A 23010-nucleotide genomic window follows, 5' to 3' on the forward strand; every position below is an offset into this window, starting at 1 on the left:
AATACCGATGAGGGTCGGGATCACCGTCAGCGATCCGGGCACCGTGGTGTCCGAGGCGCGTCGCGCGGAAGCGCTCGGTTTCGACTTTCTCGGTTGCGGTGAGCACCTGTTCTTCCATGGCCCGACACCGAATTCGTTCGCGATGCTGGCCGCTGCGGCGGCGGTGACGTCGCGGATTCGTCTAGTCACGTCGATCGCTTTGTTGCCCCTGTATCCCGCCGCACTCGTGGCGAAGCTGGCGAGCGTCGTCGACTGCATCTCGGACGGCCGGTTCGAGTTGGGTGTCGGCGCCGGCGGCGAATTCGCGCCCGAATTCGCCGCCGCGGGTGTGGATCCGCGTACGCGGTTCCACCGCCTCGACGAGGGCCTGGAGGTCATCCGTCGGCTGTTCGCCGGCGGACCGGTTACGTACGAGGGCACCTACGCGACGCTTTCCGCCCTCGCTTTGGACCCCGCGCCGCGCCAGCCCGGCGGACCGCCGATCTGGTTGGGCGGACGCAAGAGCGGTGCGCTGCGCCGCGCGGGACGGTACGCCGACGTGTGGATGCCCTACATGGTCGAACCCGCGCAGGTGCGCGACGGACTGGCCAAGGTGCGCGGCGTGGCCGCCCAACACGGGCGGAGCGCCGATGCAGTGTCGGCGGCGCTGTTTGCCTGGACGGCCGTCGACGCCGATTCGTCCTGGGCGCGCAACACCGGCGTCGGCGCCGTCAGCGCGGCCTACAACCAGGACTTTTCGATGCTGGCCGACCGGTACCTGCTGATCGGTGCGCCCGACGCGGTCGCCGAGCGGCTGGCCCAATTCGCGGCAGCGGGAGTGCACACCGCGCTGATCCAGATCGCCGCTGATTCGGCGGAGGATCGGTCGAGGATCATCGAGACATTCGCGACTCGGGTGCTGCCTGCGATCGGAAATTTCTAGCTCCCAGGCAGCGTCGTTGACCCCGCTGCGGGACCTCTCTATATTGATATTGCTAGGCTCAATAATCGCGACAATAGCGAAGGCAGAACATGCCGACCATAGGCGGAACGGCGTTACTGAACGCAACTCGGGTCGGCGAGCGCGAGGCGATCGTCACCGCTGAGCGGCGCTGGACGTGGCGACAACTCGAGACCGACATCGCCAGTGCCGCATCGGCGCTCGAGGCTTTCGGGTTACGCAAAGGCGACCGGATCGCTGTCCTGTCGTCGAACTCGCCGGAATTCATCATCGCCTCGCACGCCGCGTCGCGCCTCGGCGCGATCGTCGTGCCGGTGAACACCAGATTGGCCGCGCCCGAGCTCGTGCACATCCTTCAGGATTCCGGCAGCACCGTGTTGGCGTTCAGCGCCGGTGAGGCCCAGCTGGCCGAGGCAGCGGGTCATGGGGCGGCCACCACGTTGCTTTCGCTGGGCCCGTCGAGTCGCCATCCCGATCTGCTGTCCGGCGGCTACGCCGATCCGCTACACGAGGATCGCGCCGTCGAGCAGGACGACGCGTTCATTCTCTATACGTCGGGCACCACCGGGAAGCCCAAGGGGGTACTGCTGGATCACCACCGTGCCGTGTGGGCGGCGATGGCGCAGATCGTTTCGCTGGGCCTGCGTGACGGGGATCGCTACCTGCACTTGGCGCCGATGTATCACTCGGGCGGGATGACCTTCATGAACGCGACGACGCTGCTGGGCGGAACGCACATCGTCGTCCCGAAGTTCGATCCGCGAACGGTGCTCGATGCGATCGAACGGCACCGAACCACTTGGCTTTTCGGCGTTCCAACCATGTACCAGCAAATCCTTCGCTGCTACGAGGCCAGCGGCCGCGACCTGACATCATGGCGTGTTGGAATCTTCGGCGCCGCGCCGATGCCGCCCGCGGCCGTCGAACGGCTACTGGCCGCGTTTCCGCGCGTCTCGTTCTTTCAGCAGTGCGGCCAGACCGAGGCCGGACCCACGGGCATTTACTCCACGATGGAGCAGGTGCGCTCCCGTCCGCAGTCGAGCGGCCACCTTGCCCAGCCGTTCGTCGAGGCGCGCGTCGTCGATGAGCACGGTAACGACACGCCCCCGGGCCAGGTTGGCGAGCTCGTGTTTCGTGGCGAGGCGATCACCAAGGGCTACTGGAACCAACCTCAAGCCACTCAGGAAGTGATTCGCGACGGCTGGCTGCATACCGGTGACCTGATGCAGGTCTACGAGGACGGCGCCATGCGTCTTGTCGACAGGCTGAAGGACGTCATCATCACCGGCGGACGCAACGTGTACTCCGCGGAAGTCGAGCAGGCCATCGCCGACCACCCCGATGTGATCGACGTGGCCGTGGTGGGTCGGCCCGACGAGGAATGGGGGGAAACGGTCGTGGCGTTCCTCACCGCGGCTCCCGGGTCTGACCTCACGCCCGCGTCGCTGCGACAGCACTGCAGCCGGCGCATCGCCGACTACAAGATTCCCCGCGAGTTCATTTTCGCGGCAGTCCCCCGCAACGGGGCCGGAAAGGTCCAAAAACACTTGCTGCGAGGCGAATTGAATGTGAGCCGTGTCTGACCCTCGCAAAGTCGGCGTCGGGAACTAGTTGTCTGACCTCTTTTTGTTGCGATGGGTTCGTCCGCTCTTGGCCGGGGGTCCGCTGAGGTAGACCACCCGCCAAACGATCTCGGTCAGCGCATCGAGTTGACGCTCGACCTCCTCGTCGTCGACCGCCCCGACCAGTTGATAGAGCCCGCGCTCGATCATCCAGATCAGCCACGGCGCAGTGCGTGCGGCGTCCAGGCGGGCGTCCGCGACCCCGGCGCCCTGCGCTTCGCCGATGTAGGTGGTCAGCGCCGCGACGACTTGGTCGATCAGTTTTCGCTGCTGTTCCCGCACCCGCGGGTCGTAGGCCGCGGTCTCGGCGACGGTGCCCAGGATCGTCCGGTGTTTGCGATAGGTGTCGATCGGCACCCGCAGGGCCTTGTGCAGATCCTCACGCGTGGCGTCGACGGGCAGCTCCCACCAGGACGCGCCATCTGCCAGCAGGTCACCGATGACGTCCTGCGCCATGGCGACGAGGAGATCGCCCTTGTCCTCGAAGTACACGTAGAACGTGGAGCGCGAGATTCCGCCCGCGGTGATGATCGCCTCGACGCTCAGGTCGGCGTACCCCGGCCCGTTCTCCACCAGGTCCTCGACCACGCCGACGAAATGCCGGCTGAGCATGCTGCGGCGCTGAGGCCTTGACAGCTGCAACGGCCGAGGAGTCGAAGCGTCCACGCGACGAAGTATACGCACTGTACAGAGGATCATACAGGATGTCTGTTTACCAGACGAACTGTTTGATAGGGTGCACGGCATGTCCGATTTGTCCAAGGTGTACGTCGTCGGGGCGGGCCCGTCGGGGCTGGCGGCGGCCTGGCGGCTGCAAGAGGCCGGACGCGACGTGGTCGTAATGGAATCGCGGGATCGTGTTGGGGGGCAACTGCTGTCGATCAAGCGCGACGGCTATCTGATGGAAGCCGGAACCACGATCCTGCCGGCCGCCTACGACAGCGTGATGCGGCTGATCGACGACATCGGGATGACCGACGAGCTGATACCGGCGAACTCGTTGATGGGATTCATGCGCGGCAGCCAGATGCATTACCTGCGCGCGAACCGGCTCGTCATTGACGCGGCACGCACCAAGCTGCTGTCGCTGGGCTCCAAGTTGAAGGTCGCCCGGCTCGCCGCGGACTCGTTCAGGCTGCGCAAACTGCTGAGCTACGAGGACTTGTCGATCGCCGGCGCCTTCGACACCGAGACGCCCGAGCAGTACTGCCGCAGGCGGGGCCTCGACGGTGAGCTTTACGACTATCTCATCGAGCCCACCGTGCGCGGGGGAGCCGGCGTGCCGGCCAGCGTGATCTCGGTGGTCGAGTTCTTCTTCCTGTGGCAGAAGGTGCTTGGCTCGAAGCTGTATGCCTTCCGCGACGGATACTCCTCGTTTCCCGAGCGGCTGGCGGCGGCCATAGCCGACGTGCGTCTCAACACCGAAGTGGTGGAAGTCGTCGAAGACTCCGGTGGCGTGACGATCACCTGCGTCGGGCCTGACGGCGAGCAATACACCGAACGCGGCGCCGGCGCCGTCGTCAGCTCCATGGGCAACAGAGTTCCCGACATCGTCCCGCAGCTGGATCCCGAACGCGCCAAGTTCCTGCGGGAGTTGAATTACACGTCGACGATGTCGATCAACCTGGGCCTGAAGCGAATTCCGGACTGCCCGGCATCGTTCGTCGTCGTTCCCCGGCCGGTGTCCGAGGGGCTGTTCGCGATCATTCTGGAACACAACAAGGCGCCGGGGCGCGCGCCGGCAGGAAAAGGCCTGGTGTCGCTGTTCATGATGAACCAGTGGGCCGTCGACCACATGGATGCCACCGACGACGACATCCTGGCCGACGTGCTGTCCGACGCGGAGAAGGCGATCCCCGATTTGGGTGATGCCATCGAGTTCGCCCGGGTGAACCGGTGGTACCCCGTGCTCGTCTACAGCCACCCCGGGTTGTACCGCGCCCTGGGCCGCTTCCACGCCGCCCGTGATCTGAAAAGCCGTATCCACCTCGCCGGCTCGTACAACTCGTCGGGCAATGTCAATACGGCCACCACGGCCGGGGAACGGGCCGCACATGAACTGTTGCAAGCGCTTTCACCGGCCGTTGCGCTGACTGCGTGAGCGTTATGGCCCAATTCAACGTCCCGACGCCGCCGCAGATGGTCTTCCCGCGGACACCCCAGACCATCGCCGAAATCGTCCTTTGGGTTGTGGTGGTCGCGTTCGTGGGGTTCGCGGTGCGCCAGTGGCGACGGACCGGGTCGCCGTTGGGGCTGGTGCTCCTGGCGGGCGGCGGGATCGCGCTGCTGAACGAGCCGCTCGACGACATCTTGGGTCTGGTACACCACCCCCGCCCCGGACAGGATGTCGTCTTCGAGACGATGGGCCCGATACCGCACTGGGGGCTGCCCACGTACATCATCTTTTTCGGCGGCATTGCCTATGTGCTGCTTTTGGAACTGCGCAGGCTGACGTTCACCCCACGCGCATTCTGGATCGGGATCGCGATCACCTTCGCTGCCGACCTGCTGATCGAGTTGCCGCTGCTGCACTTTCGGCTCTACACGTACTTCGGCTACGGCACCGTGCCGATGAGCATCGGTGGATTCCCGTTGTATTGGCTGTTCATCAACACCACCGGCCCAATCCTGTGCGCCGCCATCCTGTTTGCGGCGCCGGGCTATTTCACCGGCTGGCGCGCATGGCTGGTGCCGTTCTTGCCGCTGGTCACCGACGCCGGCTGCAGCGCCGCGGTAGGCCTGCCTGTGTACAACGCCCTGCACGTGCCTGGCGCTCCGGCGTGGGTGACGTGGGTCGGCGCATTGGCCTCCTGCGCAATTGGTTTGGCGATACTCGATGCGTCGGCGCGCTGGATCTATTCACACACCCTGAAGATGAGAGGGGCCGCCGAGTCTGCGCGTCAACTGCAGGAGCAGGCGTGAATGGGGTGAGTGCTCCGGTTATCGCCCGAACGGGTACTGCGCCGGCAGCTTCGTGTTGGGCGGTATGACGGCCTTGCCGTCGGGAGTAATGTAGACGGAACCCTTGCCGGAATCGCTGTTGTCGTTGCGGCTCAACGGAACACCCGGACCGGGGCACGCCCGATCGGTGCCCTGGCCGCACAACCCGTCGGTGAAATACGACCGGTCAATAAGGTCGCGCTGCCATTCCTTGGAGTGTGTGCCGATCCAGTAGTTCGGCACGTTGTAGGTCAGGAACAAGGCCACGTGCACGCCGGCCACCACCGCCAGCGCCCGCACCACCAGCTGCGCGCGGTCGGACATCCGAAGATTCTCGGCACCGCGTTCGACCAGCGTCTGGCCTCTGTCGTTGCGGAAATAGCGCAGGCACGCGACTGCGGTGAACGTCGCCGAGACGGTGACGACTTCATTGAGCGGAAAGGCGTGGTAGGTCCCGCTGAAGATGGCGAAGCCGCGCCCGCCGGGATATTCCCAGATGCCGAGCGGCATGAAGATGACGCCCTCCAGGATGATGTCGAAGCCGACCATCGCGACGAAGCAGGCAGAGATCAGTCCGAGTGTGCCGATACGGGGCCATTTGGCCTTGGCCCGTCGCATGACCGCGCAGCCGAGGAACATCGTGATGACGAAGACGTAGACATACAGGCCCGGCATGATCAGGATCGGTTCGACAATCATCGCGCCCGGCTTCCCGTTGGAGAGCCAACCCGGGACGCTGTGCACCCATGAGCCGTAGTTGATGGGCCACGAGTTGTAGGTGAACCAGTGCCCGCCGTATGCCGACAGCGGATCCTGGAACCACAGCGTCGAGAACGCCAGCACCAGCATGCCGTCGAGAGTCAATCGGCGTTGCCGGACGATGGGGCGCACCACGAACCAACCGATGAGGCCGACGCCGACGGGAATCGACACGGCCTGGAACACGACCATGGCCACCTTCATGAATGTCGGTGGGTCCATGGGACCGGTCGGCACCCGCTTGAAAAACGGACCGGTTGCCCAGTCGATCAACACGTAGGCGATGAAGGTCAGGATCACCGCACCGAGCCCCGCCCACCACTTCACGGGAACCAGGCGGCGCGGCTCCTGCGCCACCGGGGCCGAGGTGGCGGCAATATCGGTTGAGCTGGGGTTTCTTATCGCGGTGGCGGACGCCTTTACCATGCAATTAATAATGAAACCTCATGTATCAAATTGTCAACGCCGGTGCAAGGTGGGCCCAAGCGGAAGTCAATTCGGCGCGTGGGCCTCGATCAATGCCGTGAGCCCATCGCGTAGCTGGCGGTCATCGGTCAGTGGGCCGGCGATGGCCGACATCGCGGCGTCGATGAAGGGCGTCCCTTCGTCGATCAACACGGCGGTTGCGATCAGTGTGCGGGTTGAGGCAACCTCGCGAAGCCCCGCATCCCGCACGCGGCGGACCGCGGTTCCCAGCCGGATCAGTGCTTCGGCGGTCACCGGGTCGACTCCCGATTCCTGCCGGAGGATCTCGAGCTCCACATCCGGCGGAGGAAAGTCGAGTTCGATGCAGACCATGCGTTGCCGCGTGGAGGCTTTCAGATCCTTCAAGACGCTCTGATATCCGGGGTTGTAGCTGACGACGAGCTGAAATCCGGTTGCGGCGCTGAGCCTCTCACCGCCTAAGCGTTCGATATTGAGTTCGCGGCGATGGTCCGTGAGGGAATGGATGATGACCGTGGCATCTTGTCGGGCCTCGACGATCTCGTCCAGGTAGCAGATCCCGCCCTCGCGAACCGCCCGGGTCAGGGGGCCGTCGACCCATTCTGTCGAGCCGCCGGACAGTACGTAGCGGCCGAGCAGGTCGGAACCCGTCATGTCCTCGTGGCAAGAGACCGTGTAGAGCGGCACACCGGCAGTAGCCGCCATATATTCGACGAGACGGGTCTTGCCGCAACCGGTCGGGCCCTTCAGCATGACCGGTAAACCTCGGCGCATGGCGGCGCTGAACAGCGCGACTTCGTGACCGACCGGGTGATAGAACGGCCGCTGCCCGTTACCGGCAACCGCTTTGGTCATCGCATCCTGCGTCATCGCAATTCTCCTCGACTTCGTTGGCCATCAGTAGATCCCAGTGAACGTGACGTCGCCTTGGCCCTCTGCAGCGATGTGCGCAGGATCGGGACCACTGATCCTGCGAGTTCCGATGGGCCATCCAGCCGGCAGTGCGGGACCTCGCCCCATACCCGCTGGATCACGTCCGCCCGGGTGGCGGAACCGATGCTGAGACAAGCGCATCCGATGCCGCCGGCGACTGACTCACGCAGCGCTTGCCGGCTGTCTTGTTCCGCGTAGGTGCCCTCATAACCCTCTTCGTACGGAAAGCCGTCGCCGACGAGTATCAAGAGTTTCTGGGTGGTGCTGGCACGCGTCTTCAGCAGGTGCGACGCGTGCCGAACGGCAGCGCCGAGCCGGGTGAAACCGTTGGGTTCCAAAGCGGACAGGCGTCGGTGCACGGCGCTGTCATGTCGATCGTCGAATTCCTTGATCCGCATGAATCGCACGGCATTGCGGCCTTCTGAGAAGAAGCCGAATAACGCAACCCGGCAACCCAACTCGTCGAGTGCTGCGCTCAGCCGTCGGGCAACCTCTCGCTGTTGGTCGAACACACGCCATCCCGACCCTTCGTCCTGGGTGGAACTGGTCGCATCCAGCAACACAAGCACACTCAAATCGTGGGCGGTGCGTCGCATGCACTCATAGATGTCCGCGCGGGCGTCCACGCCGGCGGCGCGGTGCACCACCATGTCGACCAGCGCCCTCAGATCCAAAGTGTCGCCGTATGGTTGGCGTCGATGTCGCTCATGGGTCAGGCCGAGGCGGGCGAGTTCACGACGCAACAGGCGATCGCCGTCGGGCATCGGGAGCAACTCTGTGGCTGTCTGAGGGGGGTCGTACTCGGCGACGGTGCACCAATCCGGACGGTACCGGTTGGCTGTGGAGTCCCATTCTGGATAACGAAAGCCGACGGGAAGCGCTGGTGCGGAAGCGAAAACCGGGCGGACGGACTCGACCGGCTTTGCGCGCTGTCCGACCGGACCGACACCTTGCCCGCCCACCGGAGTCGCCGCGCCGCCATTGCGATCACCTCCTGGCGCCCGGCCCATCCCGAAGAATCGGGTGATCATGGACGACAGCGGGGTTTGGATGGGTGCCGAGAACAGCTCGAGAATTCGGCTACGGTCGGATTCCTCGTCATCGTCGAGCTCGCGCAGCGAGTCTTCGGGGGAAGCAGTCGCTTCCTGGTGGTCCGCAGGCGAGGCATCAATTCGGTTGGTGGCCCGAAGGATACCCAAGGGCTTGATAGTGCCCATCCAGTCGGGGGGCGTCGGGAGGCGGCGCCTGGCGTGGCGGGCCCAGGCCAGCGATTCCTGGGGGCATGACGGCGCGGGGCCGTCATAGATTTCCGCCGTCAACTCAAACAACTGAAGCGGCAGTGCCTGTCTCAGCACCGAGACCGCCCGTACACACTCCAGCAGCAGATAGCGTCGTTGCAGCGAGTGCCGTCCGGCGATCCGTGCCATCACAATTCGGTCGAAGCTTCCGACCCCGATGAGGCCGGCTTGCGCGATCACCGAGCAGCACTGCAGATGCGCGGACCGCGCCGGCAGGAATATCGATTCGCCGTCGGTATAGGCTAGCGGGTAATCGCCCTCGACGACGAACAACGGGCGGTCCGCGACGGCGCGTGCGAGCAGCGTAAACCGCGACCCTTGAGCAATTCTTGACACTTGGCCGAGCACTCCCTACTGCTCGGTTACGGTCAGGCGGCCACCGCGGTGCGCTCTTCCGTATTGATGGCCCGGCGCAGCAGCACGACCATGACCGCGATCCACATCGCGAACACGGTAAGTGGCAGATAGAACGCGAATGCCCCGTTCCAGGCGAGCGGGCCATGCTTGAAGAACGGGACTACCCCGGCCGGTGCTACGAGCATCGCCACCCAGATATTGAAGTACCCGGCCCACCGGGGAAATACCCGAGTGTTTCGCTCGTCGCTGAGGATCACCACGCCAATAGACCCGAATTCCACCACCGCCGACGAGATGACCCCCACGAACATCAGCCATCCCATGTCATTGAGCATGCGGATCGTCACGCCGCCGATATCGGGCCGGTACGCCGCCGTCTGCCAAACCATCAGGGGAATAATAAATTCCAGCGACAACAGGCCGCCGGAGACCAATTGCGTCGATGCCAATACCGAACGTGGTCCCTCGATCCGCTTCATCTGGGCGGAGATGACCGCGGCGAATGGGACCAAGAGCGCGGACGCGAACATGGTGAGCATCAAGCCCAGCCGAATCAGGTCGGGATGGTGCTGATACATGTCGACGACCTGCTCGGGGGACTTGCCGGGAGCCGGCGGCGGGATGAAGCGTGCCAGCAGAACGAAGCTGGCCACCCATCCCACCACCATGACCGGTCCTGCCCAGACGCATGCCATCTGCATGCGTTTGTTGATCGCCGGCTTGCCGGGCTGATCGACGCCTAGATCACCTTGCCGCAAAACAGCTTTGACGGGGCCGCCCGTGACAAAGCCTTCGGCAGTCACTTTCCGCCGCCGGTGGAGAACTGCGTGGCGGTGTCCGACGCGGGGGCGGGAATGCCCGGTGGCACCACGACGTTCCCGTGCGGGTCGAAATGCACCGCGTCACGACGCGAGAGCGGCAAGTCCTTCGACGGGCAGGCCTGGTCGGTGTCTGGTCCGCATATCCCGTTGGTGAAATACGAGCGCTCCTGCACCTCGCGAGGCCACGAGTGCGCCTGCAAGTTGAACACCTGATAGGGAATGTTGTAGGTGACCATGTAGATGGTGCTGCCGGCGCCCAAGATCGCCAAGAACCGCAGCAGGGTCTTGATTCCCGCGCTTGCCCGGATCTCGTCGGCGCCTCGTTCAACGACGGTGTTGCCTTTGTCATCTTTGAAGTACCGGAGGCAGGCGAAACCGGTCCACCAGGCCGCCGTGAGCAACGATTCATACAGGGGGAACTGATACCAGTGGCCGGCGAACACCGTCAGTTGAGGCACCGTCGCCCAGTAGTTGTAAAAACCTAAATGGACCCAGGCGCCTTCACAGACGAGGTCGAGTACGAAGCCGAACACCATAGAGACCGAGATCAGGCCCAGCACACCGATATTCGGAAAGCGCTCTTTCGTCTTACGCATCACCCATGTGCAGGCCAGAGCGATCGGAAAGAGCATGTACAGATAGGCCGGCAGGATAAAGAACAACGGTTCCTGGAACATGTGACCGGGTGTACCGGCCGCGATCGATTGCCAGCCCGGAACGTAGGCGATCCACGAGCCCGCGTTGAACATCGCGGAGTTATACGTGAACGTCGGCTGATAGAAGTTGATGAACGGGTCCTGGAACCACAAGAGCACGAATGACAGCAGCAGTAGCCCGTCGGTGGTCATCCGCCTTTCGCGGATGCGCGGACGGATGACGACGACGTAGAGGACACCGATCGTCACCGCGACGCCGACCGGCAGGTAGAAGTGAAACAACGTCGACATCCAGCCCGGAAGCTGGGTGGGTCCTTGCGGTACTCGCTCGGTATCCGGGCCCGATACCCATCGGACGAACAGGTAGAGGTAGAACACCAGCCACAGTCCGCCGAGGAAGGCCCACGCCTTGATCGGCTTCTTCGCGGACGGGCTTTCGAGAACGGCGCGCTGCGTTCCGAACGGCGACACCTGGGGTGCGTTGGTCGTAATGCTCATGACGTCTCCTGCCTGCCGAGTGCGGTCAGTCAACACTAAGCAACGCCGTTACTTACGTCAAGGAACAGTGTTTCTTAATCTGTCATCGTGGATGTCGGGGTCAGCGCGGCCCGAGGCGCATGCCGTAAAGCGCCATCCGCGTTGCCGCGTCGATCAGCGTGTCTTCGTCAACCTGAGAGGCTCCGGCGAGTAACGGCTGCAGCAGAACCAGGCCGCCAATCATGGCGATGGTCAAGGTGTTACCGTCCGCGACGGATTCGGCGGGAAGCCAGCCCCGTCGGCCGGCTTCATGCTCTGCCATCGAACGAAGGTCGCGAAGGCTGTCGGCCATGCCCTGTTGGGCCTTTTTCAAGAGCTCGCTAGCCGAGTCCTGATCCGCTGCCAACAACGTGATCACCAGGTGTCGATATTTGACGAGATTGGCGTACAGGTCGCGGACGAACTCACCGACCAGCCGCGCGTCCTCCCACGGTTCGTCGACCTGGCTGCTCCACGCCGAGGCAAACTCTTCGAACGAGGCGAGAAACGGCGCGAGCAGAGTGGCGGCAAACAGGTCGTCCTTGTTGGCGAACTGCCGGTAGAGCACCGAGAGGCTGAGCCCCGCGCGGGATGCGATGTCGCGCATCGAAGTCTGGGCGTAACCGCGGTCGGCGAAGAGCCCATTGGCGGCAGACAGGATTAACGTACGGACTTCCTCGGTGCTGCGCCGTGCGGCGCGACGGGACACGGCCATGCCGGACTCTATCCCTTCACCCCCCGGTAGACGTGTCCACATTGTACCTGGACATAAGCAACGACGTTGCTCTACGTTAGAGCAACGTCGTTACTTAGAGATTTTCGGAGGAGAGCGAGATGTCGGAGAAATATCGTGTCATCCAGTGGGCGCCCGGTCTCGTCGGGAAGCAGACGCTGAAGGGCATCATCGATCACCCGGATCTGGAGTTGAGCGGCCTTTGGGTGCACAGCAAGGACAAGGCGGGGATGGACGCCGGTGAGTTCTGCGGTTACGCCGACACCGGGGTAGCCGCCACGGCAGACATCGAGGAGGCGCTGGCGATTCCCGCCGACTGCGTGGTCTACACCGCCACGGATCTGCGGCGGCAACCGGCCGAACTCGTCGACGACATCGCATCGATGCTCGCGACCGGCAAGAACGTCGTGGGCGTCCAGGCGTCGATGAACTACCCGCAATCGCATGGACCCGCCCTTGTCGACCGATTGGAGAGGGCGTGCCGGGAGGGGAGGGCGTCGTATTACCCGACCGGAATCAACGCCAGTGGCAGCCAGACGGTGCTCGCGGCGCTGGCCAGCATGTGCCAGCGCATCGAGTCGACCTACTTGTGCGAGATGTACAACTTCGAGACCTATGAGGATCCCGAGGTTTTCGGTTACTTCGGTTACGGGCTGACCCCCGAGCAGGCCGAATCTCACGATCTGCGACCGCTTTTCGAGTACCTGTTCGGACCCGCGTTGCACCTGACCGCGCATTGGTTTGGCGTCGAGTTCGACGAGGTGCGGTGGGACCAGGAGTTCGCTCTTTCCACTCGCGACGTGCAGGCTCCGCTGTTCAGCCTGAAGGCTGGAACGGTGTCGGCGATCCGGTTCAACCTCGACGGTTGCATCGGGGGCAAGCGCCGGATCACGCAGGCCGGCTGCTACTGGCTGGGCGAGTACCCGGAGCACTGGGATCCGGCGCCCGGCGAGGGCGGCTACCGACTCGCGATCACCGGCGAGCCCGACATGCAGGTGCAGTGGGCGACGCGGACGCGCAACGAATCTTTCCGGGGCCCCTTGGCAAAGCCGCGGGGCCCCCAGGATCTGGCAATCATGGGCGGGTTGATGGCGACGGCAGCGCGCGCGGTGAATTCGATTCCCGAGGTATGTCGTTGCGCGCCTGGAATAGTGACACCGGCCGATCAGTCGGTGCTGTTACCCCGGGTCGACTGGAGTTGAGGCGCGTTTAGCGGAAGTCCATCCAGTGGCCGTGGGGCGTCCAGCCCATGTGGAAGGGAAGCTCGATCTTGCAGATCGGGCCGGCGGTGATGTCGTCGGTGTCGAAGATCTGGAATTCACCGCGGTGCTCACCCCACCACGACACCGGCACGATGATGTAGCCGTCGCCCTCGGGGGCGCTCGTCGTTCGCGGCGCGAATGAGGCTTCGAGCACCGCGGCCAGATCGCCCTGGCCCCGGATCTGGTAGATCTGCTCGGTCACCTTGTCGACGTCGTTGCGGATGAGGCTGTCCATGCGCATGCCGCGTTTCTTGGGCTGGCCGCCGATCTGGAAGCCGTAGCGGTGGCCTTTGCCGTAGAAGCGCTGGTCGACCTTGCATATCTCGGACGGCAGCTCCGAGAGCTGCTCGGCCTTGGTGTCGCCGGTCGTGAGGTTGACGGTCCACCGGCCCAGGTAGCTGGCGGCGTTGCTGAAGAACAGCGCGGCTTGATCGCCTTCGTTGAACTCCTGCTCCATCGGGAACGGCGGCGTGTTGAAGATCGGCGCGTCGAGGATGAGCTGATCACCCTTGACGTTGGCCGTCATGGTGTGCATGACATATTGGGCGGGCAGATCAGTTTGTATCCAACGGATCTCACCCTGCAGGTTGTGCCGGGGGATCAGTGCGATGGTGATGGGTAGCTCGGGCTCCCAGCCGAAGACGGCGTACCCCTTACGATTGCGCTTCAGGTCGATGATGAACGGCTGGAACGGCATGACAACCCATTCCGGCGTCAGCCAAATATCGTGTGCCACTGTGTTATACGGGGCGTCCCACAGGTCACGCGATTCCACAGTGCCGTCGGGGTGGACATACTTCATCGACACGTAGGGTGCCGTGTCGCTGTATGACCAGCCATAGAGGATGCCGGTGTCCTCGTCCCACTTCGGGTGAGCGCAGAACGTGCCATCCCCGAAGCACACGGGCTCGTGCGGGCCCCTGGACAGCGCCGGCGCCCAGTCCACGATGCCCTTGGTCTCCAATGTGATCGGATCGATCGTCTGCGGCGGAGCGCCCAACTCGCCGGAGACGACCAGCTCGCCGGCGAACGGGAAGATGTTGATGCTCGCGGTGCCCTGCGGCGTGTGCGCGTTCTCCGTGGTGCGCACCACCTCGCCGTAGCCGTAGTCACGGTAATCGCCGAACCCGCCGTCCGAGTAGTCGAACATGCCGCGGCCATATTTGTCTTCCAACACATACTTCGGCGTGCGCACCCAGCGGTTGCGGAAATCGGCCCGGCCGTTCTCGAAGACCAGACCCTGCACCATGCCGTCCATCGCCAGCAACGGAGTCGTCCCCTGCTTGGTCGGCCGCTTCCAGCACGGTCCGGTGCGGTAGATACCGCCGGCGAGGTCCTTGGGGATCTCACCATGGGTGACGATGCACTCCTCGACGGTGGCCTCGAAGCGCATCGGTTGGAACGGCCCCTTGGTGGTCACCGTGTCGGGAATGGAGTAGCTCATGTTCTGCTCCTGGTCCTCATCTCTTAGCAAGATCGCCTACGCAAGGGCTGCGATATGGGCGATGTTAGCGTCGAAGCGCTCAATTGTAAACGACCACTTACACCGCAAGCTGCGTAAGATCTGTGGCCTTACGCCTCTCGCGAGGGCCCGGGCCGCATGACTCTTAACCGCAGCTTTCGTGGCGAAACTGCACGATAGAGCTCATTCGCAAGGGGTCGGATGCGTACTTATGTGGCGTTCGCCACCGGCAAAGCAGGTGTGGGAGTGTAAACGATCGTTAGATACTCGGACCTATCCGGCCGCCACCGCAAGTCGATGCGGCGTCCCTCGAGCGTCCGGGCCAACACCGTGGCGGCGCAGCGAGACGAGGGGCGCGTCGGGCGGGCCGTCGATGTCACCACGCGGAGGTCGCCGCGGACGCCCGAGGTCGGCCGACGAGTTGACTGCGGCCCCGAGATGATTGCGGGCCTGGAAGATCTAGGTGTTTAATCTTTATTCAAAGTTCGGGAGGTGATGGTCGCGGTGTCGGAATCGACGCTCCACCGGAGCGACCCCCCGCGGGGCAGGACTACAACAGAGCTGTCCCGCTCGGGCGGGGTCACCGTATGGGCCGTAATCGCCGTTGTCTGGCTGGTAATCGCCGCCCAGGCGCTGGTGCGATGGATCGCTTCCAGTGATTTCGGGCCCGCGCCTCTGCTCGGCCCCGACCGCATGCCTGTGTGGAATCTGGTGGCGCTGAGGGTCTTTGAAGGGATCAGTGTCGCATTGCTGGGCTTTCTGGTCTGGTCCTGTGTGATCAAGCCGTGGCACCGAACCGGCGCCTTGAGCCTGGACGGCAAGTTCGTCCTCGGCGGAATGGCGGCCTTCGTCGCCGACGCGTTCCTGAACTGCTACACGTATCTGTTCGCGTGGAACGCGCATAACGTCAACATGGGTGTTTGGACCGCGTTTCTGCCCTTTCACAATCCGGCCGCGTCGTCGGGCTACGCGGAGTCGCTGCTGTGGGGCCCGCCGATGTATGTGTATTTCTGCGCCGGTGTGGCCATCGTGGGCTGTCCAGCCTATTTCGCCTTGCGATCCCGTTGGCCTCGGCTCTCCAATGTGTCGTTGCTGGCAATCGTGTTCATCGGTGAGTTTGGTTTCGACTTCGTGGTGGAGAATCTGGCGATCCGATTGACGCACGGCTACGCCTACGCGCGCACCTACGGGCCACTGACGCTTTGGGCGGGAAGCCAGTTCCAATTTCCGCTGTACGAGTCGTTTCTGGTGGCAGCGCTGGGTCTGCTCTACACGTGGATGCGGCTGCAGGCCGTCCAGTCGCCAGACGGTCTGTCGCCAGTCGAGCGAGGTTTCGATCGCTGGCGCCCAGCATTCCAGCCGATGATACGCACCCTGGCGGCGATCGGATTCTGCTGCGCGGCAACCATATTGATTTATCACCTGCCGTTCAACTGGTTAGGCATCGTCGGAGCGTCGACGGCACATCTGCCGACCTACCTGTTGCCGGGCTAACCCGCGTTCTGCGTGCTCAAAGCCATCCGACACCAACCTAGGCCCGCTCTTCTGCCTCCAGGCGGCGCAGCGCGCGGAAGGCGTATGGCGTCACGATGACGATGAGCACGAAGAACATGACGAACACCGCCCAGAAGTTGAGCAGTCCATGCCAGGCGAATGGGCCGGTTCGCACGAATGGCACCAGGCTGAGCGGAACGTAGAGTGCCGCGGTCAAGAAGCACACATAGCCGACCCAGCGCGGAAAGAGGGGCTGGGTGCGGCGGTCGAGCAGGATGGCGATGCCGAGTGCCACGCTCTGCAGCAGGGAAAACACAAAAGTGAGGTCGAAGAACAGCCATCCGAGGTCGTACAACGTCTGTACGGTCTCCACCGAGCGGGCTTCGGCTCGGAACGCAGCGGTCTGCCACACCACCGCCGGCACGGCGGTGACGACACCCGTCATCAGTCCGCCAAGCAGTTCCGTCGTCGACAGGATGCCCATGGGGCCCTCCATGCGGCCGATGATCTTGGAGATGGCCGCACTCCACGTGTAGTAGCAGGGCGCGCCGACAACCATCAGCAGCATCCCCACCTGGATGCCCGTGTGGTGGATCTGGAAGAACCGCGAGATCGCCGACGCGTCGAGGTCTTGCCCAGGGGGCGGCCAAAAGCCCGCGAATACCGCGAAGCCGAGCAGACCCAGGCCCGCGTAAACGCATACGGACCATAAGCCGAGGCGAAGGGTCATGTAGTCGCTGCTCGTGTTCTGGGCACTCGGCAGCGCTGCGCGTCGTGTCGTCGTTGTCACAGTTCCTCCGGCCGTCAGATCGTCGTTGCGATGCTCACGTGAATTTAACGCACAGTAGAAAAATATGCTAGCCTGTCAACAGGACTGGTTTTCAGCTGCTGAGATCTTTATCGAATCAAAATTAAATACCTGCTCAGTTGTGTCGGTCATCGGATGAGAGGGGCGTGCTGTGGTCGACGTCGACTCAGCGACCCGCGACGCGCAGGTCGCCGCCGTTCGAGACCTTTACCGCGCGTTAGCCGCCGGCGACCGGGAAACACTCGGAAAGCTGCTACATCCCGATTTCGTCGGCCATGCCACGACGGGTCTGCCGCTCGGCGTGGGCGGCGAGCACGTCGGGCCGGACGCGATGCGGCGCGAGGTGTGGTGGGAGCTCGGGCGCCACTATGACGTCCAGGCCTATCCCGACGAATTCCACGCCCTCGACGACGGCCGCTTGCTCGTCGTCGGCCGCTATCGCGGCGCAGCCCGCCGGTCCGGCAGGAAGCTCGACGCGGCGTTCCACCATGTGATCGGCTTCGCCGACGACGGCCGCCTCACGTCGCTGGATCAGCTGACCGACAGCGCGGCATGGATCGAAGCGCTCGATGAGCAGGGCCGGTTGGAAACGATCGACTACGCCGTGGTCGACGGTGTGGCGACCGTCTGCCTGAGCCGGCCCGACGCCCGCAACGCGATTGACCCCCGGATGGCTGCGGAGTCGCTCGTCGTGGCCCGCCGGATCGCGGACGATCGGTCCGTGCGCGCCGTCCTCATCTGCGGTGACGGGCCGTCCTTGTCCGTCGGCGGCGACATCGATTCTTTCCTGTCCGACGACTCCACGCCATTGGGCGAGGTGTTGCAGGGCATGGTCACGCCATTTCATGAAGCGTTTCGCGTGCTCGACGGGATCGACGCGCCGATCGTGACTGCCGCCCACGGTGCCGTCGCCGGCGGCGGGCTGGGCTTCGTCTACGCGGCCGACCTGGTGCTGGCGGCCGAGGGCACCAAGTTCGTCACGGCGTTTGCCGCGCTGGGCCTTTCGGGCGACGGCGGCGGCACCTGGCACCTACCGCGGCTCGTCGGTGCGCGCCGGGCCGCCGAGGCGTACCTGCGGAACAGGCCCATCGAGGCAACCGAGGCCTTGGAGTTGGGGATGATCAACGAGATCGTGCCCGCCGAAGAGCTGAGGCCGCGGGCGCTGGCGCTGGCCACCGACCTGGCGCGCGGGCCAACCCGCGCGTTCGCCCGCATGCGCGCTCTGCTGCGCGATTCATGGCACAGCGACCTCGCAACCCAACTGCAGTCGGAAACCGAGGCGCTGAAGGCCACTGGCGACACCGCCGACGCAGCAGAAGCGCTTTCGGCGTTCAAATCCAAGCGCGTGCCCCGCTTCACCGGAAGGTAAGGACATGGGACTGATCAACGATTCTCCCGAGCACAAGGCGATCCGCGAAAGCGTCGCGGGCATCGCCAAGCGATACGGGTCCGAGTACTTCCTGGAGCGGGGGCGCTCGGGCGGCGGGATCGACGAGTTGTGGCAGGACCTCGGCGCCGCCGGTCTGCTCGGCCTGCACCTCCCCGAGGACTTCGGAGGCGGCGGGGGAGGGATGGGAGAAGCGGTCGTCGTCGTGGAAGAGCTTGCCGCGCATGGGATGCCGTTGCTGATCTGGGTCATTTCGCCGGCTATTTGCGGCAGCATCCTGGCGCGTCACGCGTCGGAAGAAATGAAGCGTCGATGGCTTCCGTCGATCGCGGACGGGAGCAAGAAGATGGCATTCGGCTTGACCGAACCCGACGCCGGATCCAACAGCCACAACGTCAAAACCACCGCGCGGCGCACCGACACCGGGTGGACGATCTCCGGTTCCAAGTACTACATCTCCGCCGTGGACCAGGCCGACGCGATACTGCTGGTGACCCGCGACGCCGAGCATTCGACCGCGGAGCGCAGCCGGCTCTCCCTGTTCGCCGTCCCGACCGCCAGTCCAGGATTGACCTTTGCGCCCATTGACACGTCGATCGTGTCGCCGGACAAGCAGTTCACCGTGTACCTCGATGACGTCGCGGTCGGCGAGGACGCGCTCATCGGGGTCGCCGGCAACGGCCTGCGGCAGGTCTTCGACGGGTTAAACCCGGAACGGATCCTGGTCGGGGCGCTGTCCAGCGGGATCGGGCGCTATGCGATCGGCAAAGCCGTGGACTACGCGACGCAGCGGCACGTGTGGTCGACACCCATCGGCGCGCATCAGGGCATCGCCCACCCACTGGCCGAATGCCACGTCGCGATCGAGCTGGGGCGGATGGCAACCGCGCGCAGCGCCGAGCTCTTCGACGCGGGTGAGCCGGCGGGCGAGGCCGCCAACATCGCCAAGCTCGCCGCCTCCGAAGCGGCGTTGAAGGCTCTCGACCAGGCCATTCAGACGCACGGCGGCAACGGCCTGTCCCACGAGTACGGGCTGGCGGAACTGTGGTTCGTCACCCGGCTGATGCGCACCGCGCCGGTGAGTCGGGAAATGGTGCTGAACTTCATCGCCCAAACCTCGCTGGGACTGCCCCGCTCCTACTAGGCCCCGACCCGTTTGAAAGGGAAACGTCCATGCCAGGAACGCAATTCGACGCAGTTGTCATCGGCGCCGGCGCCGGCGGCCTCTTCACGGCCGCCCGGCTGGCCACCAACGGATATCGCACGCTTGTGGTGGAGCGACTCGACAAGGTCGGTGGGCGCGCGTCCACGGACGACATCGACGGCTTCAAAGTCAACACCGGCGCCATCGTGATCGAAGTCGGCGGTATCACGCAGCAGACGTGTGACGAGGTGGGCGCTCCGTTCGAAATCCGCGAACCGAAACCCGCGCTGCTGTACCGGATTGGCGGCAAGAACGTCGACGTGACGGGCGGTGGGTGGGGTTTCCTGCTGAGCAAGCTGACCCGCCAGGGCGCCAAACTCGTCGCCGGGATCGGTGCCGCCCGAAGCGACTCCGGGCTCCCCGAGGACCAGATCAGCACCGCCGAGTGGGTTTCTCGCTACACCAAAAACGAACGCGTGCACGGCATTTTCCGCAACATGTGCGCATCCATCTTCGCCGTCGGCTCCGAGGACCTTCCAGCGCGGGTGTTCCTCACCTACTTCACCCGCAAGAGCGCGTTCAAGCGGTTCGGCTTTCACCCCGAAGGCACCATCGGGCTGTGGCGTGGTCTGGCCGGCGTCGTCGAATCGCACGGCGGTGAGGTGTGGCTATCCACGGCGGCCACCAGGATCGTCTCGGACGGCGGCAGGGTCACCGGCATAGAGGTGAGCCGTGCCGGCGAAAAGGTCGGTGTCACAACACCGGTGGTGGTCAGCGATGTCGGTCCTGCCGCCACCGTCAAGCTGCTCGGCGAGGAAAATGTGCCCGCCGACTACCAGGATCTGGTCAAAAAGGGCGACCGCCCGACCGCGATGATCTCGGTGAACTTCGCGAGCCGCGACCGCCTCGTGGATGTTCCCGGCATGCTGAGCTTCGCGACATCGCGACGCCTCGCCTACATCGCGAATTTCACCGATACCTGCCCGGAGATGGCGCCCCCGGGTTGGCACCTCTACGTCGGGACGTCGGTGCCCAAGCCGTCCATCGGGGACTTCGACGATGCCGTCGAAACCGAGCTACTGCTCGAGGATCTGCGCGACAACATCGACGGATTCGATGAGCAGGCACGGATATTGAGCGTTGCGGTCACTCGCGACGACTGGCCGCCCCAACGCGCGGTGGCGGGCTTCGATCTGCCGCACGACACGCCCTTCGCGGGTCTCTGGAACGTCGGTGACGCGGTCAAGGAATACGCCAACGGGGGCACCACGGCGTGCGCGGAGACGGCGGCGCTAGTGGTGGAAAAAATCCTCGCGGGCTAACCGGTCGTGGGCTCCGCCAATCCGTACCGCACGAACGACTGAGCGTTGGCCACCACGGTTTCCAGGGGACCGCGTCGGGGGTCCCACCACTCGACTGCCCAATTCAAAGCGCCCAAGACCAACATCTGCGCCAGGTACAGGTCGAGGTCGGTGCGCAGCTGGCCCGAGCGCGCCATGTCGTTGATCAGCCGTCGCCACACTTCGCCGTAGCGCTGCTCCTCGAGGATTTGTCGCTCTCGGATCCTCGGCGGCACTTGACCCGCATTGCGGATGGCCGCGGTCGTGTAGTCGGATATCGCGAGCTCGTGTCGTAGATGCGCCTCGACGGCGGCGAGCAGGCGATCCAGCGCCGAGACCTCGGAGGGCAAGCCGTCGAGCACGGCGATGACATGCTCTCGCATGTCGGCGATGCCGGCCCACATCACCTCCTCAATGAGGTCATCTCGCGACGGATAGTAGTAATAGATCGCCGGTGCCTGCAGTTCAGCGTGTGCCGCGACGTCATTGAGGCGCAATCCCGCATAGCCCTTGACGCTCAGCACATGGGCGGCTGCGTCGAGGATCCGCCGCCGTGTCTGTGCCGATTTCGGCTCGGCGGTTTCCGTGGAAGCCGGACCCGTCACAGCAGCCACATCGGTCCGCCTGGTCATTGAATGATTCTAGCCAGTGAAGCCGACGACGCCGCCTTATGGCGACGAAATTTCTATTCAACATTCGATGTGGGACCGCGCGCACTGGCGCAGCGCAAACCCGTGTGGAGCGGGCCAGCAGTGGGAATTTTTATCACAGATTAATTAGCTCGCTGATGACCAGGGCACTGCGGCGACCAGCCCGATAAAGAATGCCGGGGCGGGGGATGGACACACCCCGCCACGGCAAGTCTTGGGCTCGCAGCGCCCATAGCTAATGTATATTAAATTAAAGTCGAGAATCAATATTCATTGCGAGCAGAAGTCAGGTTCGAAGCGGCAATCTCCCGGCCGATGAGCTCCTTCATGATCTCTGTCGTGCCGCCGTAGATCGTTTGGGCGCGGGTGTCGAGATACGCTCGGGCGACCGGGTATTCGACCATATATCCGTAGCCGCCGTGAAGTTGCAGGCAGCGATCCAGGAGCCGGCGCTGCAGCTCGCTGACGTACCACTTGCCCTTCGCGGCATCGACGGGGGAGAGTTCGCCTGCGTTGAAAGCCTCAACCGATTTGTCGACGTATGCCTCGGTGACATCGAGCTCGGTGGCCATCTCGGCGAGTTCGAAACGGATGTGTTGCAGCGCGGTCAACGGCTGGCCGAATGCGTTGCGCTGCTGGCAGTACTCGACCGTCTGGCCGAAGATCGCGCGCGTGGTCGCGATCGCCTGAGCGGTGACACCAAGTCTCTCGCGCGGCAGGTGGCTCATCAGATACTGCAGGCCGCGGCCTTCTTCTCCCAAGAGGTTCTCGGCCGCAACCGCTGCGTCATCGAAGAACAATTCGGCCGTGTCTTGCCCGGGCAGCCCGATCTTGTCGAGCTGGCGCCCGCGCCGGAATCCCGGTGTGTCGCGTTCCACCACGAATAAGCTGAACCCGCGTGAGCCGCCCTCCTGGTCGGTGCGTGCGGCGACGACGACGAGGTCGGCCATCAGGCCACTGGAAATGAACGTCTTCTGGCCGTTGAGGATCCACCTGTCGCCGTCGCGGCGAGCGCTGGTGCGGATCCCCCTGAGATCGCTGCCGGCTCCCGGTTCGGTCATCGCGAGGGCACCGATCAGTTGGCCGGAGGCGATGCCGGGAAGCCATCGCTGTTTCTGCTCCTCGTTGGTGAGATCCAGGAGGTAGTGCAGCACCAGGTCGTCCTGCAGGCTGACGGTCAGGCCGAACGACAGCGCGTTGACTTTGGCGATCTCCTCGCAGACCACCATCCGGTAGCGGTAGTCGTGTTCGCCGGCACCGCCGTAGCGCTCGTCGATTTCGAGTGCGTAGATTCCGGCCTTGGCGGCGTGGGCGAACACTTCACGGTCGATCCGGTGGTTGTGATCCCACTCTTGTTGGTGCGGAACAACTTCGCGAGCCAGGAACTCGCGAACCGTGTCGCGGTATGCCTCGTGGTCGGGGCCATAGAGCGCCCGGCGCACCG

General features: G+C 64.2%; 20 protein-coding genes. 9 read left to right on the top strand and 11 right to left on the bottom strand.

Annotation, left to right across the window (positions count from 1 at the left end):
* Nucleotides 1-7 precede the first annotated feature (7 nt).
* Nucleotides 8-922 carry an LLM class flavin-dependent oxidoreductase gene (locus tag AC5Y7V_RS23495; protein ID WP_499882433.1) on the top strand — a complete coding sequence of 305 codons (915 nt, stop codon included), beginning with the start codon at nt 8-10 and terminating at the stop codon, nt 920-922.
* 89 nt (nt 923-1011) lie between these two features.
* Complete coding sequence (locus AC5Y7V_RS23500; RefSeq protein WP_499882434.1) at nt 1012-2523, top strand: class I adenylate-forming enzyme family protein; 1512 nt, start codon at nt 1012-1014, stop codon at nt 2521-2523.
* Nucleotides 2524-2547: 24 nt separating this feature from the next.
* Here the strand turns inward: AC5Y7V_RS23500 and AC5Y7V_RS23505 are convergent, their stop codons facing one another.
* Nucleotides 2548-3228, bottom strand: coding sequence for a TetR/AcrR family transcriptional regulator (locus tag AC5Y7V_RS23505; RefSeq protein ID WP_499882435.1), 681 nt, complete (start codon nt 3226-3228; stop codon nt 2548-2550).
* A 79-nt stretch (nt 3229-3307) separates the two neighbouring features.
* On the opposite strand from AC5Y7V_RS23505, the gene AC5Y7V_RS23510 reads away from it, so the two are divergent.
* Together AC5Y7V_RS23510 and AC5Y7V_RS23515 are read left to right on the top strand one after the other, a co-directional pair.
* Nucleotides 3308-4663: a protoporphyrinogen/coproporphyrinogen oxidase gene (locus AC5Y7V_RS23510; protein WP_499882436.1), complete on the top strand. Its 1356-nt coding sequence runs from the start codon at nt 3308-3310 to the stop codon at nt 4661-4663.
* Nucleotides 4660-5484: a hypothetical protein gene (locus tag AC5Y7V_RS23515; protein WP_499882437.1), complete on the top strand. Its 825-nt coding sequence runs from the start codon at nt 4660-4662 to the stop codon at nt 5482-5484. The genes AC5Y7V_RS23510 and AC5Y7V_RS23515 overlap by 4 nt, the downstream gene beginning before the upstream one ends.
* An 18-nt stretch (nt 5485-5502) precedes the next feature.
* Here AC5Y7V_RS23515 and AC5Y7V_RS23520 read toward each other — a convergent pair whose 3' ends face one another.
* The 6 genes from AC5Y7V_RS23520 to AC5Y7V_RS23545 form a co-directional block, all read right to left on the bottom strand.
* Entirely contained in the window at nt 5503-6687 is a 1185-nt protein-coding gene (locus tag AC5Y7V_RS23520) for a spirocyclase AveC family protein (RefSeq protein WP_499882438.1), read from the bottom strand.
* A gap of 66 nt (nt 6688-6753) precedes the next feature.
* Complete coding sequence (locus tag AC5Y7V_RS23525; RefSeq protein WP_499882439.1) at nt 6754-7575, bottom strand: CbbQ/NirQ/NorQ/GpvN family protein; 822 nt, start codon at nt 7573-7575, stop codon at nt 6754-6756.
* Complete coding sequence (locus tag AC5Y7V_RS23530; RefSeq protein ID WP_499882440.1) at nt 7572-9209, bottom strand: nitric oxide reductase activation protein NorD; 1638 nt, start codon at nt 9207-9209, stop codon at nt 7572-7574. Before AC5Y7V_RS23530 ends, AC5Y7V_RS23525 begins: the two co-directional genes overlap by 4 nt.
* 95 nt (nt 9210-9304) lie before the next feature.
* Nucleotides 9305-10096 (bottom strand): hypothetical protein, encoded by a 792-nt coding sequence (locus tag AC5Y7V_RS23535; RefSeq protein ID WP_499882441.1) that lies wholly within the window; start codon nt 10094-10096, stop codon nt 9305-9307.
* Nucleotides 10093-11268, bottom strand: a complete 1176-nt coding sequence (locus AC5Y7V_RS23540) for a spirocyclase AveC family protein (RefSeq protein ID WP_499882442.1) — start codon at nt 11266-11268, stop codon at nt 10093-10095. Before AC5Y7V_RS23540 ends, AC5Y7V_RS23535 begins: the two co-directional genes overlap by 4 nt.
* 100 nt (nt 11269-11368) lie before the next feature.
* The gene (locus tag AC5Y7V_RS23545; protein WP_499882443.1) at nt 11369-12001 is read right to left on the bottom strand and encodes a TetR/AcrR family transcriptional regulator; all 633 of its coding nucleotides are present in this window, start codon (nt 11999-12001) and stop codon (nt 11369-11371) included.
* Nucleotides 12002-12120: 119 nt separating this feature from the next.
* Here AC5Y7V_RS23545 and AC5Y7V_RS23550 point away from each other — a divergent pair, with 119 nt between their 5' ends.
* Nucleotides 12121-13221 (top strand): NAD(P)H-dependent amine dehydrogenase family protein, encoded by a 1101-nt coding sequence (locus tag AC5Y7V_RS23550; protein ID WP_499882444.1) that lies wholly within the window; start codon nt 12121-12123, stop codon nt 13219-13221.
* Nucleotides 13222-13228: 7 nt separating this feature from the next.
* Here AC5Y7V_RS23550 and AC5Y7V_RS23555 read toward each other — a convergent pair whose 3' ends face one another.
* Nucleotides 13229-14725, bottom strand: coding sequence for a carotenoid oxygenase family protein (locus AC5Y7V_RS23555; RefSeq protein WP_499882445.1), 1497 nt, complete (start codon nt 14723-14725; stop codon nt 13229-13231).
* 513 nt (nt 14726-15238) lie between these two features.
* Here AC5Y7V_RS23555 and AC5Y7V_RS23560 point away from each other — a divergent pair.
* Complete coding sequence (locus AC5Y7V_RS23560) at nt 15239-16237, top strand: spirocyclase AveC family protein (protein ID WP_499882535.1); 999 nt, start codon at nt 15239-15241, stop codon at nt 16235-16237.
* Between the two features lie 37 nt (nt 16238-16274).
* On the opposite strand, the gene AC5Y7V_RS23565 is transcribed toward AC5Y7V_RS23560, so the two are convergent.
* Nucleotides 16275-16967 (bottom strand): hypothetical protein, encoded by a 693-nt coding sequence (locus AC5Y7V_RS23565; RefSeq protein ID WP_499882446.1) that lies wholly within the window; start codon nt 16965-16967, stop codon nt 16275-16277.
* Between the two features lie 229 nt (nt 16968-17196).
* On the opposite strand from AC5Y7V_RS23565, the gene AC5Y7V_RS23570 reads away from it, so the two are divergent.
* Genes AC5Y7V_RS23570 through AC5Y7V_RS23580 form a run of 3 tightly spaced genes read left to right on the top strand, consistent with a single transcriptional unit; the run spans nt 17197 to nt 20898 of the window.
* Nucleotides 17197-18414: an enoyl-CoA hydratase-related protein gene (locus tag AC5Y7V_RS23570; protein ID WP_499882447.1), complete on the top strand. Its 1218-nt coding sequence runs from the start codon at nt 17197-17199 to the stop codon at nt 18412-18414.
* A 4-nt stretch (nt 18415-18418) separates the two neighbouring features.
* A complete protein-coding gene (locus AC5Y7V_RS23575) occupies nt 18419-19576 on the top strand; it encodes an acyl-CoA dehydrogenase family protein (RefSeq protein ID WP_499882448.1) in 1158 nt (385 codons plus the stop codon).
* Nucleotides 19577-19605: 29 nt separating this feature from the next.
* Nucleotides 19606-20898, top strand: coding sequence for a phytoene desaturase family protein (locus AC5Y7V_RS23580; RefSeq protein ID WP_499882449.1), 1293 nt, complete (start codon nt 19606-19608; stop codon nt 20896-20898).
* On the opposite strand, the gene AC5Y7V_RS23585 is transcribed toward AC5Y7V_RS23580, so the two are convergent.
* Both AC5Y7V_RS23585 and AC5Y7V_RS23590 read right to left on the bottom strand, forming a co-directional pair.
* A complete protein-coding gene (locus AC5Y7V_RS23585; protein WP_499882450.1) occupies nt 20895-21548 on the bottom strand; it encodes a TetR/AcrR family transcriptional regulator in 654 nt (217 codons plus the stop codon). The genes AC5Y7V_RS23580 and AC5Y7V_RS23585 overlap by 4 nt on opposite strands.
* Nucleotides 21549-21829: 281 nt before the next feature.
* Nucleotides 21830-23008, bottom strand: a complete 1179-nt coding sequence (locus AC5Y7V_RS23590; RefSeq protein WP_499882451.1) for an acyl-CoA dehydrogenase family protein — start codon at nt 23006-23008, stop codon at nt 21830-21832.
* Nucleotides 23009-23010 lie beyond the last annotated feature (2 nt).

It is taken from the genome of Mycobacterium sp. NGS34 (genome assembly GCF_059812845.1).